The organism is Kitasatospora sp. NPDC085464 (assembly GCF_044541955.1).
Taxonomy (GTDB): domain Bacteria; phylum Actinomycetota; class Actinomycetes; order Streptomycetales; family Streptomycetaceae; genus Kitasatospora.
On sequence record NZ_JBITTM010000033.1, the window covers coordinates 56809 to 75011 of the forward strand.

Consider the following 18203-nt stretch of genomic DNA (forward strand, 5'->3'; position numbering starts at 1 on the left):
GCTTCCGGTCGGATCGTCCGCGGAGGATCCGCCCGGAAGCGCCCCCCGGGGGGCAGTTCTCAGCCCGCGTGGGAGTCGCGCAGCAGCTTCTTGTCCGGTTTGCCCACGGCCGTCAGCGGGATCTCGGCCAGCACGTGCAGGGCCTCCGGTGCGTACATCCGGCCCTTGCGGGCGGTGACGAACGCGCGGACGTCGTCCAGTTCGGGCTGCTGCCCCGGTGCGGGGACGACGGCGACGTGGACGTGCTCCGCCTCCTGGGCGTCGCGCACCCCGTAGACCGCGCACTGGGCGATCGCCGGGTGGGTGAGCAGCAACTCCTCCACCTCGGTGGGGTAGACGTGCCCGCCGACCACGATGATCTTGTCCTTGCTCCGGTCGGCCAGGTAGAGGTAGCCGTCCTCGTCGAGGTAGCCGATGTCGCCGGTGTCCAGCCAACCGTCGCGCAGGACCTCGGCGGTGAGGTCGGGCCGCTTCCAGTACCCGGCCATGACGGTCGCCGAGCGGACGTGGATCCCGCCCTGCTCCCCGGCCGGCAGCTCGGTGCCGTCCTCGGCCCGGACCGCCACCTCGACGCCCGGGAGCGGCCGGCCGACCGAGAGCTGGCCGCCGCGCCCGATCCGGTCGTGCTCGTGCGGCGCGAGCATCGAGATGTTCTGCGCCTCCGACTGCCCGTAGCCGGACACCAGGACCGGCCCGAACACCTCGATCGCCTCGCGCACCCGGGACGGCGAAGCGGCGCAGCCGCCGTACGAGACCCGGCGCAGGCTGGACAGGTCGGTGCGGCCGATCGCCGGATGGTCGAGCAGCTGGTACAGCAGCGGCGGCAGCACCCAGAGGTCGGTGATGCGCTCGCGTTCGACCGCCGCCAGGACCTCACCGGGGTCGAAGGAGCGCTGGATGACCACCGAGCCGCCGCTGTGGAACGTCAGGTCGGACAGCACCCCGGCCAGGTGGGCGAGGGAGGTGGCGGCGAGGAAGCGGGGCGGGGCGGCATCCGGGTCGGGGCCGCCGTACTGGGCGTCGAAGGCGCTCCGGTACGGGCCGTGCAGGCTGCGGATGCCCTTCGGGATGCCGGTGGTGCCGCCGGTGTGGCGGATGCCCAGGTCGTCGTCCGGGCCGATCCGGACGGCCGGCGGCTCGGCGGGCCGGTGCGCGGAAGCGGCGACGACGTCCTCGCCGATCGCTGTGGAGCCGATCGCTGTGGAGCCGGTCGCTGTGGAGCCGGTCGTCTCGGGGCCCGGGCCCAGCGTGAGGACGGTCGGCACGTCGACGAGCGGCAGCAACTCGGCGGCCGTCGCGTACCGTTCGGCGTCCACCAGCAGGACGGCGGTGTCGACGCTCGTCGTGATCTCGGCCAGGGTCGCCGCGCTCATGCCGTCGTACAGGTTCACCACCCGTGCGCCCGCCAGCCCGGCGGCGTAGCGCGCGCTCAGCGCCTCGGCGGTGTTGCCCGTCAGCAGGGTCACGGTGGTGCCGCGGGCCGCGCCCCGGGCGACCAGCTCGTGGGCGAGCCGGTACGTGGCGGCGGCGAAGTCGCCGGCCGTGATCACCGTGCCGTCGGCCGTGGTGATGGCCCGCCGGTCGGGGCGGGCGGCGAGGGAACGGAGGATCAGAGCCGGAGCGCTGATGAACTCCTGTTCGTCCGTGGCTACTTGGTCTGTGCCATTCACAACCATGGCCCCAGACTAGCCCCATCCTTCGTGTCCGATCCGGGAGTTTCCTCCTCGGTCCTCCTCGCCGGGGTGGATTGTCGGAGGGGCCGGGGTTGGGTCTGGGCCTGGGTCGGGGTCCTCGTGCTTCATCCCCGCCGGCTCGGGCGCCGAGCCGCCTGCCCCGGCCGGCGCCACCTGGAACGGAGCCGGATGCCCGACGGAGCCGGGCTGGAGCCCGGCCGGAGAGGGTGACCGTGGGCGTCGCCCGGACGTGGTCGGAAGCACCCCTCCAGATGGTCTATGCTTAACCCATCACCCAGATGCGCGGGTGGCGGAATAGGCAGACGCGCTGGATTCAGGTTCCAGTGCCCGAAAGGGCGTGGGGGTTCAACTCCCCCCTCGCGCACAGCGAACGGCCGGTCGATCTTCGGATCGACCGGCCGTTTTGTTCTCCGGACTCGGTCCGGTTCAGGTGGTGGGCGGGGCGCCGACGGCCAACCTGCTCTGGGTGACGCTGCCGGCGTTCCACGTCGGCCACCACGTCGACCCGTCCGTCAACCTGGGCTTCTACACCACCGTCTGGGACCGCCTGTTCGGCACCGTCGACCCCGCCTACGACCGCACCCGGACGGGCACGGCCACCCCGACGAACCGACCCTGCTGACCGGCCCAGGCACGGTGTCGGGACCGTCCGGTCGGATGCGGGGACGGGATGCTCCCTCGATCGGGGGAGGCCGGGTGCGGGGGGCGTGGCAATACTGGCGACCATGATCAAGGTCCTTCGGCCGTTGTTGCGCGGCTCCACGTATTCAGGTGTGTTGTTCGCCGTTCTCGGGGCGGTGGCGGGGTTGCCGTTGGCGCTGGTCGCGGCGGTGCCCGCAGCGGGGATGCAGGCGGATCCGTACGCGCTGCCGGAGGTGCTGTCGCTCGCGCTCTGGGTGGTGTTGATCGGGGTGGTGGGCCTGGCCGGGGTGACGCGGCGGGCGCTGGTCCGGGCGGCGCGGCGGCTGCTCGGGGTGGCGCTGCCGGATCCGGTGAAGGGTGCGGCGGGGGAACGGTGGCGGACACCGGCGTTCCTGGTGCTGCACGTCATGTCGGGGTGGGCGGTGCTGTTCGGCGGCGGTGTGCTGCTGACGATGGGACTGTTCCTGTCCACCGGATACGCGAAGGGGGACGCGCGGTTCAGCCTGTTCGGGTGGTCCAAGGAGCTGACGGGAGGCTGGGGCCGACTGGTGTCGGTGGTCTGCCTGGTGCTGCTGGTGGTGCTGTTCGTGGCGGTGTCGGGTGCGTTGCGGTGGCTGGCGCCGCGGCTGCTCGGGCCGTCGCAGGCGGAGCGGCTGGCGATGGCGGCCGAGCGGGAGCGGGCACTGGCCGAACGCAACCGGCTGGCGCACGAGTTGCACGACTCGATCGGTCACACCCTGACCGCCGCCACCATCCAGGCCGCCGTCGCCGGTGAGGTGCTCGCCGCCGATCCGGCGGCCGCCCGGGCCGCCATGCGCAGCATCGAGGAGTCGGCCCGGGCGGCGCTGGAGGACCTGGACTACGTGCTGGGCGTGCTGAGGGAGGAGGAGGCGGGCGTCGCGCCGACCCGGACCCTCGCCGACCTGCCCGAACTGCTGGACCGGCTGCGCCACGCGGGTGCCGTCGTGGAGACGGTGGTCCTCGGTGATCCGGAGCAGGTCCACGGCACGCTCTCCCGCGCCGCGTACCGGATCCTGCAGGAGGGCCTGACCAACGCGCTGCGGCACGGCGCGGGCGGGCCGATCGAGCTGCGGGTGGTGGTCGCGGCGGACGGACTGGAACTGGGTGTGGTCAACGGGGTCAAGGCCGGCCCGAGCGGCTTCCCCACCTCCGGCCACGGCCTGCCCGGCCTCGCCGAGCGGGTCCGCCTGCTGCACGGCGAGTTCGAGGCCGGGCTGCAGGGTGCGCGCGGGGAACAGTACTGGCGGCTGGCGGTCCGGCTGCCGATACGGTTGTCGGCGTGAGCAGCCCGGAACGCCCCGTCACCGTCCTGATCGCCGACGACGACCCGGTGACCCGCAGCGGTCTGGGCACCCTGCTGGGTGCCCAGCCGGGCATCGCGGTGGTCGGGCAGGCGGCCGACGGGGTCGAGGTCGTCGAGCAGGTGCGGCGGCTGCGCCCGGACGTGGTGCTGATGGACGTGCGGATGCCGCGCCGCAACGGGATCGAGGCGACCCGCGAACTGCTGGCCGGGGACGCCGACCCGCCGAAGGTCGTCGTGATCACCACCTTCGAGAACGACGACTACGTCACCGCCGCCCTCAGCGCCGGGGCCAGCGGCTTCGTGCTGAAGCGGCGGCCGGTCCCGCAGATCGCCGAAGCGGTGCGGGTGGCGGCGGCGGGGGAGGCGATCCTCTTCCCCGCCGCGCTGCGCCGGATGGTGGCCGCCCGCCCGTTGGACTCCGCTCGGGCGCTGCCCCGGGCGGCGCTGACCGGGCGGGAGGAGGAGGTGCTGCGGCTGATGGCGACCGGGTCGTCGAACCCGGAGATCGCGCAGTCGCTGGCGGTGAGTCCGGAGACGGTGAAGACGCACGTCGGGAACGTGCTGACCAAGCTCGGCGCGCAGAACCGGACGCATGCGGTGGTGATCGCGTACGAGTCGGGACTGGTCGTGCCGGGCCTGCAGGGCGCGTAGCCGCGGCATTCCGCCGCCCCCGGCCCCCGGCCCCCGGCCCGCCGACCCCGCCGCCCCCGGCCCCCGACCCCGCCGACCCCGCCGACTCCGCGGACCCCGCCGACTCCGCGGACCCCGCCGACTCCGCCGACTCCGCGGACTCCGCGGACTCCGCCGACTCCGCCGACTCCGCGGACCCCGCGGACCCCGCGGACCGCTACGGCGGCTACGGCCGCTACGGCCGCGGGTCGACCGGGGTGAGCACGCCGAGCCGGTCCTCGACGGCCTGGGCGGCGGTTAGGCACAGGTCCTCCCGGAACGCCCGCCCGACGAGTTGCACGCCGGTGGGTAGACCGTCGTCGGCGAGCCCGGTCGGGACGGCGACGGCCGGGACACCGACGAAGCTGGTCACCGAGCAGAGCCGCATGCCCGAGGCGACGCGGTCCCGGCCCGCCTGGTCCCGCGACTCCAGGCCCGGTTCGACCGGCGGCTCGGTGAAGACCGGGCCCAGCAGCAGCGGGTACTCGTGCAGGAACTCCGTCCAGGAGCGGCGGATGTTCATCCAGGCGCTCATGAGCCGGATGAGCCCGGGGGCGTCGGCGGGCGGAGTGCTGCGCATCGTCAGGTCGATGAAGCGGTCGCCGCCTTCGCCCAGCAGCTGCCGTACGACGGGCCAGCTCGGGGCGAACTCGGTGACGGTGAGCCGGTGGTAGGCGTCGTAGGCCTCCTGCAGCCTCGGCACGTCGGGGACTTCCCGGACGTCGTACCCCGCGTCGCGCAGCGCGTCGGCCGCGGTCTCGACGGCCCGGCGGACGGTGGGGTGGACGCCGTGGCCGCCCGGGTCGGCGACGACGGCGACCCGTGGCGGGCGACCGAGGGGTTCGCCGTACAGCGGGACGGGGACGGCGCGCGGGTCGCGGGGGTCGGTGCCGGCCAGTGTCTCGTACGCGAGCCGGAGGTCGGCGACCGTCCGGGCCACCGGGCCGTCGGTGACCAGGACCTGGGAGGCCGGGCCGGGGTCGTCCGGACCGAGGAGGCGCTGGTCGGCGGGGAAGCGGCCGGTGGTCGGCTTGAGTGCGGCGACGCCGCAGAAGGCCGCCGGGATCCGCAGCGAGCCGCCGGAGTCGTTGCCGAGCCCGAGCGGGGCCATGCCCGCGGCGACCGCGACGCCGTCGCCGCCGCTGCTGCCGCCGGGGGTGCGGCTCGGGTCCCACGGGTTGCGGGTGTCGCCGTAGAGCTCGCTGCGCGTGTGCATCCCGGCCAGGATCAGCGTCGGCATGTTGCTGTGGCCGATCGGGATCGCCCCGGCGGCGCGCAGACGGGCCACCGGGACGGCGTCGACGGGCGCGACGTGGTTGCGGAAGCGCGGGGTGCCGAAGGTGGTGGCCACCTCCGCGATGGGGGTGCACTCCTTCACGGTGAACGGCACGCCGGCGAGCGGGCCCGGGTCCTCGCCCGCGGCCCGGCGCCGGTCGGTGTGCCGGGCGGCCTCGCGGGCGCGGTCGGCGAGGAGCTGGGTGACGGCGTTCAGGTGGGGGTTGACCTCGGCGATGCGGTCCAGGTGGCTGTCGACCACGTCGAGGGCGGAGACCTCGCCGGCCCGGACGGCGGCGGCGAGTTCGGTGGCGGTCCTGTTCCACAGGGGCATGGGTGCGGGTCTCCTCGGATTGGTTCCGATGCGGTTGCATCGGAACCATAGTCCGAGAACCGATACGCTTGCATCGAATAATTGACGGCCCCGGACCCCGGAGGCCGGGACGAGGAGGCCGGACATGCCGAAGCAGGTGGACCACGAGGGCCGACGCCGGCAGATCGCCGACGCCGTCTGCCTGCTGATGGACGAACACGGACTGGAGGGCGTCACCCTCCGGGACGTCGCCACCCGCGCCGAGGTGTCGATGGGGGCCGTCCAGCGCTGCTTCCGCACCAAGGAGGAGATGCTGCGGTTCGCCCTCGTGCGCATCGGCGAGCGCGTCACCGAGAGGGTCCGGAGGCGGCTGGCCGCCGGCCCGGCGCAGTCGGCCGCCAGCGAACTCGGGCTGGTGGCCCGGGAAGTGGCGCTGCTGCGCGAGGAACACCGGGCCGAGGCCAGGATCTGGCTCGCCTTCGTCGCCGGGGCCGCGGTGAACCCGGCGCTGGCGGCGACCCTGCGGAGCAGCTACGCGGCCCTGGAGGAGTTGGTGGTGCGGCTGCTCGCGGAGGCTTCCGGGGACGGGGACGGGGACGGGGACAGAGGCGGGGCTGGGCTCGGGGAGTCGGCAGAGGGTCGTCCGGCGGATCGGACCGAGGCCCGGACGTTGCTGGCCCTGGCGGACGGGCTCACCGCGCACGTGCTGGTCGGACACCGGACGGCGGAGGAGGCGGAGGAGGTCCTGCACGCCCACCTGGTCGGGCTCTGGGGGCGCCGCTGAGCCGGCGGGGTCCGCGCGGGGCGGAGTCCGGACCGGGGGTGGGGGTCGTCGGGCCGTCGCCGTCCGGTCCGTGGAAGGCCGGGAACGGCAGGGCGCAGGTACGGCAGGATCGGGCCGACATCGCTGGACACACCTGTGTAGGGAGAGCCTGCCGTGACTGCCGTCGAGATCCCGGGGTCCAAGTCCATCACCGCCCGGGCGCTGTTCCTGGCCGCCGCCGCCGACGGCGTGACCACCCTGCACCGGCCGCTGGCCTCGGACGACACCGAGGGCTTCGCGCAGGGGCTGGTCGCCCTCGGGTACGACGTCGAGCGGGCGGCGGACCGGTGGCGGGTGACGGGACGGCCGGCCGGGCCCGGCGTGGAGACGGCCGAGGTGTACTGCCGGGACGGCGCCACCATCGCGCGCTTCCTGCCCGCCCTCGCCGCCGCCGGCCGCGGCACCTACCGCTTCGACGCCTCCGCGCAGATGCGCCGCCGTCCCGTCGCCCCGCTGACCCGGGCGCTGCGCGAGCTGGGCGTCGACCTGCGGCACGAGGAGGCCGAGGGGCACCACCCGCTCACGGTCGTCGCCGACGGCGTCCGCGGCGGCGGACTCACCCTCGACGCCGGGGAGTCCTCGCAGTACCTGACCGCGCTGCTGCTGCTCGGCCCGCTCACCCGGGACGGGCTGCGGATCACCGTCACCCGGCTGGTGTCCGCCCCGTACATCGGCATCACCCTGGCGATGATGCGGGAGTTCGGGGTCGAGGTGAAGCGCGAGCGGATGCCCGGCGGCGAGGTGTTCGAGGTGCCGTCCGGGGGCTACCGGGCCGTCCCGTACGCCGTCGAGCCGGACGCCTCCACCGCGAGCTACTTCTTCGCCGCCGCGGCCGTCGCCGGACGGGAGGTCACCGTACCCGGCCTCGGCCGGGACGCCCTTCAGGGCGACCTGCGCTTCGTGGAGGTGCTGCGGCGGATGGGCGTCCGGGTGGACGTCGGGAGCGACCGTACGACGGTGGCGGGCGACGGCACGCTGAACGGCCTCACCGTCAACATGCGGGACATCTCCGACACCATGCCCACCCTCGCGGCGATCGCGCCCTTCGCGTCCGGGCCGGTGCGGATCGAGGACGTCCACAACACCCGGGTCAAGGAGTGCGACCGGCTGGAGGCCTGCGCCGCCAACCTGCGCGCCATGGGCATCACGGTCGCGACCGGCGACGACTGGATCGAGATCCACCCCGGTGCGCCGCGCCCGGTCGAGGTCACCACGCACTCCGACCACCGGATCGTGATGTCCTTCGCCGTCACCTCGCTGCGCACGCCGGGGATCACCTTCGACGACCCGGGGTGCGTGCGGAAGACCTTCCCCGGGTTCCACGAGGCGTTCGCCCGGCTGCGCTCGCAGTGGGCGGTCTGACCGCGCACCAGGGTGAGCGTGTCCGGGTCTGCCGCGGCGTACGGCTCCGAGCGTGTCCGGTCCGAGCGCGTCGGGTCCGGGCGTGTCCGGTCCGAGCACGCACCCCGTGGGATCGGCGGGGCCGGGAATCCCGGTTGCCGGCGGGCGGATCCGGCGGCGAGGATCCTGTTCGTGTCCGAGACGACGACGGTGTTCGACGCGGCCGAGCTGCAGTCCTATCCCAAGATCCCCGCGCGCGGCCGCTCCGGCGGGCCCGGCAGCCGCGAGTGGGTCGCGGCGGAGAAGGTGCACGGCGCGCACTTCGCGGTGGTCTGCGAGGGCGATTCGGTGCGCCCCGCGAAACGACGTCAACTGCTCGACGACGAAGGGCTGGACGGCTTCTTCGGCGTGAGCCGCATCTGGCCCCGGCTCGCCGTCGCCGCGGCCCGGCTCGCCGGCGCGGTGCGCGGGCCGTGGGGCCCGTCGGCGGTGGTGACCGTCTACGGCGAGCTGGCCGGCGGACGCTACCCGCACCCCGACGTGCCCGCCGCCGACGGGGTCGAACCGGTGCAGACCGGCGTCTGGTACGACCCCGGCCTGCGCTGGCTGCCGTTCGACGCCACCGTACGGACACCCGAAGGCCGTTGGTGGATCGCCGACCGCGCCCTGCGCACCGCCGCGGGCACCGCCGGGCTCACCTGCGTGCCGCTCCTCGGCCACGGCCCGCTGAACGCGCTGCAGGACCTCCCGGTGCTGTTCCCGAGCCGGGTGCCCGCACTGTTCGGGCTGCCCGAGCTGGCGGACAACCTCGCGGAGGGGTACGTCCTCAAACCGACCGGGCAGTGGCGGGAGTCGGGCGAGGCGGGGGCGGTGGCCCGGCCGCTGGTGAAGGTGAAGCAGCAGGCCTTCGCCGAGGACGAGCGCTACGGAGGCGCCCGCCCCTACCTGCCCCCGCCGGAGGGCGCGGCCGGGGTGCCGGCGTGGCTGCTGGTTCAGGCGTCGACCCTGCTCACGCCCGCCCGCGCGGCCGCCGCGGTCAGCAAGCTGGGGCCGCGCACGGCCACGGAGGCGGTGGCCGAGGAGATCGCACAGGACGTGACGGAGGAACTCGCCGACGCGCTGGGCGGCCTGGACGCTCCCGGCCTGGCGGCGCTGCGTCGGGCACTGGAACCGGGCGCTCGGGCGCTGGCGGCCTTCGACGCCGTGGACCGGCGCGGCGCCTGAGAAGGATCCTCCGACGCCGAATCTCCGAGGGTGCATCTCCGACGGCGAGTGCCCGACGACGGAAATATGTCGAAGAAACCCCGTCGTCGATGTCGAGGGCCCCTGCCGCGGCTCCGACTGGGAGGTGACAGCGCGCCGGAGGGGCGTGCGGGACGGAAGTGGGGACACCCGGCATGAAGTACGTCGCGATGATCTACGGCAACCAGGCCAAGTGGGACTCCTTCCCGGCCGAGGCCTGGCCGGAGGCGATCGCCAAGCAGGAGGCGTTCAACACCAAGTACCGCGAGAGCGGCGAGCTGATCGGCGCGTACGGGCTGGCGGACGCGGCCGCCGCGCAGCTGGTGCGGCGGGCGGAGGGCGTGCCGGTGATCACCGACGGGCCGTACCTGGAGACCAAGGAGTACCTGGCCAGCTTCTACCTGCTGGACTGCGAGAGCCCGGAGCGCGCCCAGCAGATCGCGGCGGACATGCCGTTCGCGGACGTCGAGCCGGTGGAGCTGTGGCCGATCCTGCACGAGTCGCCGACGAACGACCTCGCGGCGAACGGGTGACCGAGCCGAACGGCGTCGAGGGCCTGCTGCGCGAACTGGCGCCGCAGGTCCTCGGCGCGCTGGTACGCAGGCACGGCGGGGCCTTCGACGCGTGTGAGGACGCGGTGCAGGAAGCCCTGCTGGCCGCCGCACTGCAGTGGACGGCGGGCGGGGTGCCGGCCAACCCGCGCGGCTGGCTGGTGACCGTCGCCGACCGCCGACTGGTGGACCAGGTGCGCAGCGAGTCGGCCCGGCGCCGCCGGGAGGAGACGCTGGCGCTGGCCACACCGCAGGCGGCGCTGCTCGCCCCCGCCGCCGACGAGCCCGACCCGGCGGCGGACGACTCGCTCGCGCTGCTGTTCCTCTGCTGCCACCCGGCACTGTCGGTACCGAGCCGGATCGCGCTGACCCTGCGCGCCGTCGGCGGCCTGACCACCGCGCAGATCGCCGCCGCGTTCCTGGTGCCCGAGGCGACCATGGCACAGCGGATCAGCCGGGCCAAGCAGACGCTGAGGGCGGCGGGCGGACGACTGGCGCCGTCGGAGGGGGACGGGGCGGGGGACGGGGAGGGGGCGGGGCAGGGGAAGGGGAAGGGGAAGGGGAAGGGGAAGGGGGAAAGGGGCGGCGGAGCGGCGCGGCTCGGCGAGGTCCGACACGTGCTGTACCTGATCTTCAACGAGGGCTACACGGCCAGTGGCGGCGATGAGTTGACCGTGCCGCGGCTCGCCGTCGAGGCGATCCGGCTCACCCGGCTGCTGCGGCGCCTCACCCCGGGCGACGCCGAGACGGCGGGACTGCTCGCCCTGATGCTCCTCACCGACGCCCGCCGACCCGCCCGCACCGGACCGTATGGTGAGCTGGTGCCGCTGGAGGAGCAGGACCGTGACCGCTGGGACCGCGAACTGCTCGATGAAGGGCTGGAGTTGATCGCCGCCGCGCTACCGGGCGGGCAGCCCGGGCCGTACCGGGTACAGGCGGCGATCGCAGCGGTGCACAATGAGGCGGCGACCGCCGAGGCCACCGACTGGCCGCAGATCCTGGCGCTGTACGACCTGCTGCTGCGCTTCGACGCCAACCCGGTGGTCGCCCTCAACCGGGCCGTCGCGGTGGCGATGGTCCACGGGCCGGCGGCCGGGCTCGCCCTCCTCGATGCGCTGGCCGCCGACCGGCGCCTCGCCCGCCACCACCGCCTGCTCGCCGTGCGCGCCCACCTCCTCGACCGGCTCGGCGCCGACCCGGCTGCCGCCGCCCGCGCCTACCGCGAAGCCGCCGCCCGTACCTCCAGCGCCCCCGAACGCCGCCACCTGGCAGACCGGGCCTTGGGGCTTGAGGGTGCGGGCGGGGCGAATATGTAGGTCGGTCTACTGATTCGCGCGCGGGTGGGGGCCGGGGTGGGGGCTGGTGGCGCAGTGTGTGTGAGAAGTCGACCGGGTCGACTTCCTGTGCGGCTGGGTGGTGACGGTGCGGGCGGTGCGGGTGCCGGATTATGTCGGTCGGTCTACTGATTCGACCCCCGAAGAAGTGCTCGTTGCGCAGGAAGTCGGCCTGGCCGACTTCTCGTGTGCAGTGGCGCCGGGCAGCGGCAAGAATGTAGACCGGTCTACATAACTTCCCCGGGTGTCGGACCAGCGTGGGGGTATGTCGGGTCGAGGGTGGGTTCAGAGGGCGTCCAGGAGGCTTCCAACTCTGCTGGGACGGCCCCATCATGGGCTCCCGTTCGGGCAACACCGTCCCCGGCCGGTCCCGAGCGCGGTCCCGAGCGCGGTTCCCAGCCGAGTCCCCAGTTCCGTCCCCAGGAGGCAGAAGAGATGACGATCCCACTCCCCGTCCGGATCCAGGCCGCCGTCGTCCGGGGCATGTACGCCCTGCCGGAGGGCCTGCGGCGGGCGATCGCGGGCAAGCCGGTGGTGCGGGACGGGCAGACGCTCGCGTTGGACGCGCAGTTGATACTCAAGCTGCAGCGGCAGTCGAAGGCGGCCCTGGTGATGCCGGGTGGGGTCGAGCCGTCGCGGGCCGCGATGGAGTACGCCCGGTACCTGGTGGGCGGGCCGACGCTCCACACGGTGGCCGCGCGGGCCGTCGGGATCCCCCAGGAGCAGGGCGAGTCGGCGGCGACCCTGTACACGCCGGAGGGCCTGGCGGAGGGTTCCGGCCTGCTGGTGTACCTGCACGGCGGGGGCTGGGTGGTCGGCAGCCGGGCCAGTCACGACCACGTCGCCCGGTTCCTGGCGCAGCGGGCGCACGTGCGGGTGCTGTCGGTGGAGTACCGGCTGGCGCCCGAGCACGCGTTCCCGGCTGCGGCCGAGGACGCGCTGGCCGCGTTCGACTACGCGCACGCCAAGGCGGCCGACCTGGGTGCGGACCCGGAGCGGATCGCGATCGGCGGGGACAGCGCGGGCGGCAACCTGGCCGCCGTCGCGGCGCAGCAGGCCGTGCGGCGGGGCGGTCCCGCGCCGGTGTTCCAGCTGCTGCTGTACCCGGCGACCGACGCGTCGACCCGGCGCCCCTCGCGGGAGCTGTTCGCCGACGGGTTCTTCCTGACCAGCGCCGACATGGACTGGTTCCTGGAGCGGTACGCGCCCGAGCCCGCCGACCGCGTCGACCCGCGGCTGTCGCCGCTGCTCGCCGGGGACCTGGCCGGTCTGCCGGCGGCGTACATCGGCACCGCGGGCTTCGACCCGCTGCGCGACGAGGGCGAGGCGTACGCGCGGGCGCTGGAGGAGGCCGGGGTGGCGGTGCAGCTGAGCCGCCAGCCGGACCTCATCCACGGGTACGCCAACTACATCGGCATCGGCCGGCGCTTCCGGGAGGCGACCGCGGAGGCCGCCGAGGCGCTGCGCCAGGCGCTGGCCTCGGCGTAGCGGAGGCCAGCGAGCAAAGCGGCGAGCGAAACGGCGAGAAGAGCGACGAGCACAGCGAAGGGCGGGGCCTCGATGGTCCCGCCCTTCGTCGTGCCCGCCCGCGCGCCGGTTCGCTGCTGCGCGGGGGGTTTTCGGCGACAGGGTCTTATTGTACTGTCCGTCTAATAAGCGGGTGAGCGGGAACCCGCGGCAGCAGGCACCTGGAGGCAGCCATGGCTCTCACCGACCCGAGGGCGCGGAGGCGGGACCACCGTCAGGACGACCGCCGGAGTGACCGTCACACCACCGCCGACGACGACGTCTCGAAGCGGCTGCTGGAGTCGGCCGCCGCCCTCTCCTTCGACCCTTCGACCGAGATCGACTGGGACGCCCCCCTCCCCGAGGAGCACTACGGCCTCAACCCGGAGTGGAGCACGCTCTACGGCACGCGGCTGTGGGACGAGATGACCGAGCGGCAGCGGGTGACCCTGACCCGGCACGAGGTCTGCTCGATCATGAACACCGGCATCTGGTTCGAAATGATCCTCCAGCAGATGGTGCTGCGCGACCAGTACCTCAAGGACCCCGCCAGCGCCGAGTTCCGGTTCGCCCTCACCGAGATCGCCGACGAGTGCCGCCACTCGATCATGTTCGCCCGGGCCTGCGAGAAGATGGGCGTCCCCGCCTACCGGCCGAACAAGCTGATCGCCCAGGCCGGACGCGTGTTCAAGGCGCTCGCCAAGGGCGAACTCGCCTACGGCGGCATCCTGGTGGCCGAAGAGGTGCTCGACGTCATGCAGCGCGACTGGATGCGCGGCGAGAACGTGCTGGAGATCGTCCGCGGGACGTCCCGGATCCACGTGGTCGAGGAGTCGCGGCACATGAAGTTCGCCCGGCAGGAGATCCGCGAGCGGATGCGGCACGCGAGCCCGGCGCGCCGACGCGCCTCGGCGACCGGCATCGCCGTGGGCGCGTACGTCATCGTCACCAGCATGGTCCACCCGGGCGTGTACCGGGCCGCCGGGCTCGACGTGCAGCGGGCGCTCGCCGAGGTGCAGGCCAACGAGCACCGCAAGGCGATGATGCGCACCAGCTCCCGGCACCTGATGGCCTTCCTCGCCGAGACCGGGCTGCTCACCGGCCGCTCGGCGGCCGTCTACCGCCGCGTGCACATGCTCTGACCTGCGGTCGGAAGCGCACCCGCGCCGCCCGCCCCTGCCCGCCGGACCGCCGGACCGCCGCACCCCCGTGCCCACCGAAGCCCCCTGCCACCGCACCCGACGCCACCCCCGACGCCACCCCCCCGACGCGCAGCGAGGACCCACTCCGGCCATGGCCTACGCGATCACCCAGACCTGCTGCAACGACGCCTCGTGCGTGTCCGTCTGCCCGGTCAACTGCATCCACCCGACCCCGGACGAGCCGGAGTTCGGCACCACCGACATGCTGTACATCGACCCGAAGGCGTGCATCGACTGCGGCGCCTGTGCGGACGCCTGCCCGGTGGACGCGGTGTTCCCGGTCGACCGGCTGCGCGGTCCGGACACCGTGTTCGGGGACCTCAACCGCGACTGGTTCCGTGACCACCCCAACGACCACGCCTGGGGCCGGCCCAGTTTTCCGCGCAGCCTGCCGGGGGAGCTCGGCGCGCTGCGGATCGCCGTCGTCGGCACCGGGCCGTCGGCCGGGTACACCGCGCAGGAACTGCTGCGCAGCACCAGCGCCGAGATCACCATGATCGACCGGCTGCCGGTCACCGGCGGTCTGCTGCGGTACGGCGTCGCGCCCGACCACCAGTCGACCAAGCGGATCGCGGAGAGCTTCGCGAGCGTCTTCCGCGACCCCCGGCTGCGGATGCACCTGAACGTGGAGGTCGGTGCGGACGTCACCCACCGGGAACTCGCCGCGCACCACCACGCGGTGGTGTACGCCGTCGGTGCGGCCGCCGACCGCCGGCTCGGCGTCCCCGGTGAGGACCTTCCCGGCAGCCTGCCCGCGACCGCCTTCGTCGGCTGGTACAACGCCGATCCGACCGTGCCGGCCGACGCCGTCGAGTTGTCGGCGGAGCGGGTGGTCGTGGTCGGCAACGGCAACGTGGCCGTGGACATCGCCCGCATCCTGCTCACCGACCCCGACCGGCTCGCCGCCACCGACATCGCCGACCACGCCCTCGCCGCGCTGCGCGGCAGCCGGGTGCGGGAGGTCGTGCTGCTCGCCCGACGCGGTCCGGAGCAGGCGGCGTGGACCGCGGCGGAGTTCCTGGCGCTGCGGCAGCTGCCGGGCGTCGAGGTGGTGGTCGAGGACCACCCGCAGGTCCGGGCCGCCATCGACGCAGCGGTGTCGGCGGCGGGGGCGGCGTCAGCGGAGGCGGAGGAAGCGTCGGCGTCGGCGTCGGCGTCGGCCGAGGAAGCGGGCCCGGGCGCCGCGTCGCCGCCCGCGGGCTCGCGGGCGGCGTTGCTCGCCGGCCTCCCGCTGGTCCCGTACGACGGGGCCGCCGAGCCCGGCGCGGGGCGGCGGATCGTGCTGCGGTTCCTGTCGGCGCCGGTGGAGCTGTCCGGGGACGGGCGGGTCGAGGCGCTGACCGTCGAGCGGACCAGGCCGGTGGACGGGGGCCGGGTCGAGCCGACCGGGGAGCGGGAGGTGCTGCGGGCCGGGCTGGTGGTGCGCTCCACCGGGCACCGCGGGGTGCCGTTGCCGGGGCTGCCGTTCGACGAGCGGGCGGGGACGGTCGCGCACCGGGGCGGCCGGGTCGTCGACCCGGAGACCGGGCAGCCGCTGCCGGGGACGTACGTGGTGGGCTGGGCCAAGCGCGGCCCGTCCGGCGGGATCGGTGCCAACCGGGCCTGCGCACGCGAGACCGTGGACGCACTCCTGGACGACGCGGCCGCCCGCGTGCTGCCGGTACCGGAGGCGGGCCGCAAGGACTTCGACCGGTTGGTGCGGCGCCGTCGGCCGGACGCGGTCGGGCTGAAGGAGCTGCGGGCGGTGGACCGGGCCGAGCGCGAGCGGGGCGAGGCGGAGGGGCGGCCCCGGGTGAAGCTCGCCACCGTGTCCGAGCTGCTGGCGGCGGGCCGCCGACGGTAGGCGGCAGGGCGCCGTACGCGTCGTGCGTCGGGCGTCGTGCATGCACACGGCCGCGCAGGAAGCCGGCCCGACTGACTTCCTGCGCGCGAACCCCTGCCCGCAGCAGCGCCCCTCGCATCCCCTCACGCCCCCTCGCATCCCCTCGCGCCCTCTCTCCGTTGCCCCGACCGGAGCGCGCGAGGGGTTGATGTGCGGGCCGTCCGGTTGACGGAACCGTGTCCCGGCGCGCCCGGGGCGCGTTGGGCGGGTGTGAGTGGATTTGGGGTGATGCCGGTCCCGCGGCGGTGGCCGGCCGAAGAAACGATCCTGCATGGGCTGGAGCCGCCCGGAGAACCCGATCCGGAGGCTCCCATCTATGCCGAGCTGGCCCGGCGGTGGCAGGCGGAGGGACGGTCCGTCCCCGGGCTGCCCGACCCGGTGTGGGAGTCCCTGGCCGCGCCCCGGGGCCGGGGTCAGTCCGCGGGATTCGCCTCCGGGTAGAACTGCCGGGCCCAGCGGCGGAACAGTCCGATCGAGCGCTCCCCGGGAACGAGCCGCGGCTGCTCCAGGTACCGCTTGTGGGCCAGCACCGGCCGGTCCTGCTTGATGATCCGCACCGAGGCCTGCAGCGCCAGCCAGGACGCCGCCCGGTCGAGCGCCTTCGCCGACCCGCTTCCCGGCACCAGCGCCGGCACCAGCGCCGACACCGGCGCCCATGTCGGCACCGACACCGGCACCGTAACGGTCGCCGCGAACCACACCCTGGTCCGCCACGGCGCGACCGGTGTCGCCAGCACCCAGACCCGCAACGTGCTGCCCAGTTGCGGCAGTTCGGCCGTCAGTCGCATCATCCCCAGCCCCGCCAGCGTCACCGGCTGCTCCAGGCTGACCGCGCCCAGGCCCGGAAAGCGGGTCGTGGTGCGCTGGTGGACGGTGAACAGCGGGCCGTCCACCTCCGGCGGCGCGGTCTCCCGGGTGTCCAGGCCGTGCAGCACGCTCACGTGCCGGAAGTCGACGCTGTTCTCCATCACCTCCTGCGGGTGCGAGCGCACCTCCCCGCTCCACCAGGCGAGCGGACGCACCCCGACCGCCGGCGGCAGCTCCCACCCGGGCGGCTGCCCGTCCGGGCCCCGCCAGACGAACAGCGCGCCGTCCCGTTCGCGGAGGTGGTGCGTCGTCAGCGACGCGCGGAGCCGGGTGCCGTCCGGCGCCCCGGTGCACGAACCGTCCGGACCGAAGGCGAAGCCGTGGAACGGGCAGACCAGCTCCTCGCCCCGGACCGTCCCGCCGGCGCCGAAGTGCGCGCCCAGGTGGGGGCAGTGCGGCCCGACCGCGCGCACCGCGCCCCGGCGGGTCCGGTACAGCACCACGTCCTCGCCCATCAGCCGGGCCGTCCGCACCCGCCCGGGCGGCAGGTCCCGGGCCCGGCCGACGCAGAACCAGCCGCTCGGGTACGGCAGCGGCGCCGGGCGCCCGTCCACGGCGGAGGTCACCGCGCCGGCTTGACGGCGGTGTGGACGTACCAGGCGATGTACTCGCGGACGGCGTACATCTCCACCGTGGAGCGGAGGTTGAGCCACTTCGCCGGGTCGCCGAAGCGCCGCAGGACCTCCCACGGCAGCCGGAAGTACGCGTACACCGCCTCCGACGTGGGCGTGTAGTACGGCGTCGCGTCCAGCGCCTCCTCGACCTCGAACCCGGCGTCGGCGAGCAGCCGCGGCAGGTTGCGGGCGTGGTAGAGCTTGGCGCCCGTCATCGTCATCGCGTCCAGGTACGGTTCGAGCAACGCCCGTGCGCCAGGCTTCAGTTCGTCCAGCGGGACGGTGCTCATCGGACCGAGCAGCACCAGTCGCCCGCCCGGGCGCAGCACCCGGTGGAACTCGGCCAGGGCGCGCGGCGGGTCGTAGGAGTGGACGAGCGTCTCCATCGAGTAGGCGCCGTCGAACTCGTCGTCCCCGAACGGGAGCCGGTGGTAGTCGCCCCAGGAGAAGGCGGTCCGGTCGTCCAGTGCGGCCCGGACGCTGAGCCGACGGGCCTCGGCGAGGTGGAAGTCCAGCACGTCGACCCCGGTCACCTCCAGTCCGAACCGCGCGGCCATCGCCCGCGCCACCACTCCCGCCCCGCACCCGGCGTCCAGCACCCGGGCCCCGACCGGCAGCGCCAGTTTGCGCCCCAGCACGTCCTCCAGCTGCTGTTGCGCCCGCCACAGCCGCCACTTCGACTGCCCCGGCTCCGTCCACCCCCAGTGCCGGGCGTTGCGCGCCACCCGGGTGTAGAACCACCGGCTCCCGGCCCGCCCGTACACCCGGCGCAGCCCGGTCAGATCGAGTTGCTGAGCGCCCATGCGGACACGCTAGCCGCGGGCCTCGGGCGCGACCCGGCGGCGCCACGGAGGGTTGCCCCGGTGGGGCGTGTTGTGTGGTCGTCCGACCGGCTGATCAGCGGACCGGTGCGCGCGGCGGCAC

The 18203-nt window shown here is 74.4% G+C and carries 15 protein-coding genes and 1 tRNA gene; 12 read left to right on the plus strand and 4 right to left on the minus strand.

Annotated features, from left to right (window positions below):
* Positions 1-59: 59 nt before the first annotated feature.
* Positions 60-1676 (minus strand): AMP-binding protein, encoded by a 1617-nt coding sequence (locus tag ACIGG8_RS27810; RefSeq protein WP_396551546.1) that lies wholly within the window; start codon positions 1674-1676, stop codon positions 60-62.
* A gap of 298 nt (positions 1677-1974) precedes the next feature.
* Here ACIGG8_RS27810 and ACIGG8_RS27815 point away from each other — a divergent pair.
* From ACIGG8_RS27815 to ACIGG8_RS27830, 4 genes are all read left to right on the plus strand, one after another.
* Positions 1975-2058: transfer RNA gene (locus tag ACIGG8_RS27815), tRNA-Leu, on the plus strand.
* 69 nt (positions 2059-2127) lie between these two features.
* A complete protein-coding gene (locus tag ACIGG8_RS27820) occupies positions 2128-2316 on the plus strand; it encodes a hypothetical protein (RefSeq protein WP_396551547.1) in 189 nt (62 codons plus the stop codon).
* 103 nt (positions 2317-2419) lie between these two features.
* The gene (locus ACIGG8_RS27825; protein ID WP_396551548.1) at positions 2420-3640 is read left to right on the plus strand and encodes a sensor histidine kinase; all 1221 of its coding nucleotides are present in this window, start codon (positions 2420-2422) and stop codon (positions 3638-3640) included.
* Complete coding sequence (locus ACIGG8_RS27830) at positions 3637-4311, plus strand: response regulator (protein ID WP_396551549.1); 675 nt, start codon at positions 3637-3639, stop codon at positions 4309-4311. Before ACIGG8_RS27825 ends, ACIGG8_RS27830 begins: the two co-directional genes overlap by 4 nt.
* Before the next feature lie 214 nt (positions 4312-4525).
* Here the strand turns inward: ACIGG8_RS27830 and ACIGG8_RS27835 are convergent, their stop codons facing one another.
* Positions 4526-5938 carry an amidase gene (locus ACIGG8_RS27835; protein WP_396551550.1) on the minus strand — a complete coding sequence of 471 codons (1413 nt, stop codon included), beginning with the start codon at positions 5936-5938 and terminating at the stop codon, positions 4526-4528.
* A gap of 124 nt (positions 5939-6062) precedes the next feature.
* On the opposite strand from ACIGG8_RS27835, the gene ACIGG8_RS27840 reads away from it, so the two are divergent.
* From ACIGG8_RS27840 to ACIGG8_RS27875, 8 genes are all read left to right on the plus strand, one after another.
* A complete protein-coding gene (locus ACIGG8_RS27840; RefSeq protein WP_396551551.1) occupies positions 6063-6701 on the plus strand; it encodes a TetR/AcrR family transcriptional regulator in 639 nt (212 codons plus the stop codon).
* 153 nt (positions 6702-6854) lie between these two features.
* Positions 6855-8102, plus strand: coding sequence for a 3-phosphoshikimate 1-carboxyvinyltransferase (aroA, locus tag ACIGG8_RS27845; protein WP_396551552.1), 1248 nt, complete (start codon positions 6855-6857; stop codon positions 8100-8102).
* A gap of 171 nt (positions 8103-8273) precedes the next feature.
* Positions 8274-9305, plus strand: coding sequence for an RNA ligase family protein (locus ACIGG8_RS27850; protein ID WP_396551553.1), 1032 nt, complete (start codon positions 8274-8276; stop codon positions 9303-9305).
* Positions 9306-9478: 173 nt separating this feature from the next.
* Entirely contained in the window at positions 9479-9856 is a 378-nt protein-coding gene (locus ACIGG8_RS27855) for a YciI family protein (RefSeq protein ID WP_350521460.1), read from the plus strand.
* Positions 9853-11190 carry an RNA polymerase sigma factor gene (locus tag ACIGG8_RS27860; protein WP_396551554.1) on the plus strand — a complete coding sequence of 446 codons (1338 nt, stop codon included), beginning with the start codon at positions 9853-9855 and terminating at the stop codon, positions 11188-11190. The genes ACIGG8_RS27855 and ACIGG8_RS27860 overlap by 4 nt, the downstream gene beginning before the upstream one ends.
* A gap of 453 nt (positions 11191-11643) precedes the next feature.
* Entirely contained in the window at positions 11644-12696 is a 1053-nt protein-coding gene (locus ACIGG8_RS27865; protein ID WP_396551555.1) for an alpha/beta hydrolase, read from the plus strand.
* A 212-nt stretch (positions 12697-12908) separates the two neighbouring features.
* Positions 12909-13856, plus strand: a complete 948-nt coding sequence (locus ACIGG8_RS27870; RefSeq protein WP_396551556.1) for a diiron oxygenase — start codon at positions 12909-12911, stop codon at positions 13854-13856.
* Between the two features lie 151 nt (positions 13857-14007).
* Positions 14008-15759, plus strand: a complete 1752-nt coding sequence (locus ACIGG8_RS27875) for an FAD-dependent oxidoreductase (RefSeq protein WP_396551557.1) — start codon at positions 14008-14010, stop codon at positions 15757-15759.
* Between the two features lie 452 nt (positions 15760-16211).
* On the opposite strand, the gene ACIGG8_RS27880 is transcribed toward ACIGG8_RS27875, so the two are convergent.
* Positions 16212-17231, minus strand: a complete 1020-nt coding sequence (locus ACIGG8_RS27880) for an aromatic ring-hydroxylating dioxygenase subunit alpha (protein WP_396551558.1) — start codon at positions 17229-17231, stop codon at positions 16212-16214.
* Complete coding sequence (locus tag ACIGG8_RS27885; protein WP_396551559.1) at positions 17228-18082, minus strand: methyltransferase domain-containing protein; 855 nt, start codon at positions 18080-18082, stop codon at positions 17228-17230. Before ACIGG8_RS27885 ends, ACIGG8_RS27880 begins: the two co-directional genes overlap by 4 nt.
* Positions 18083-18203 lie beyond the last annotated feature (121 nt).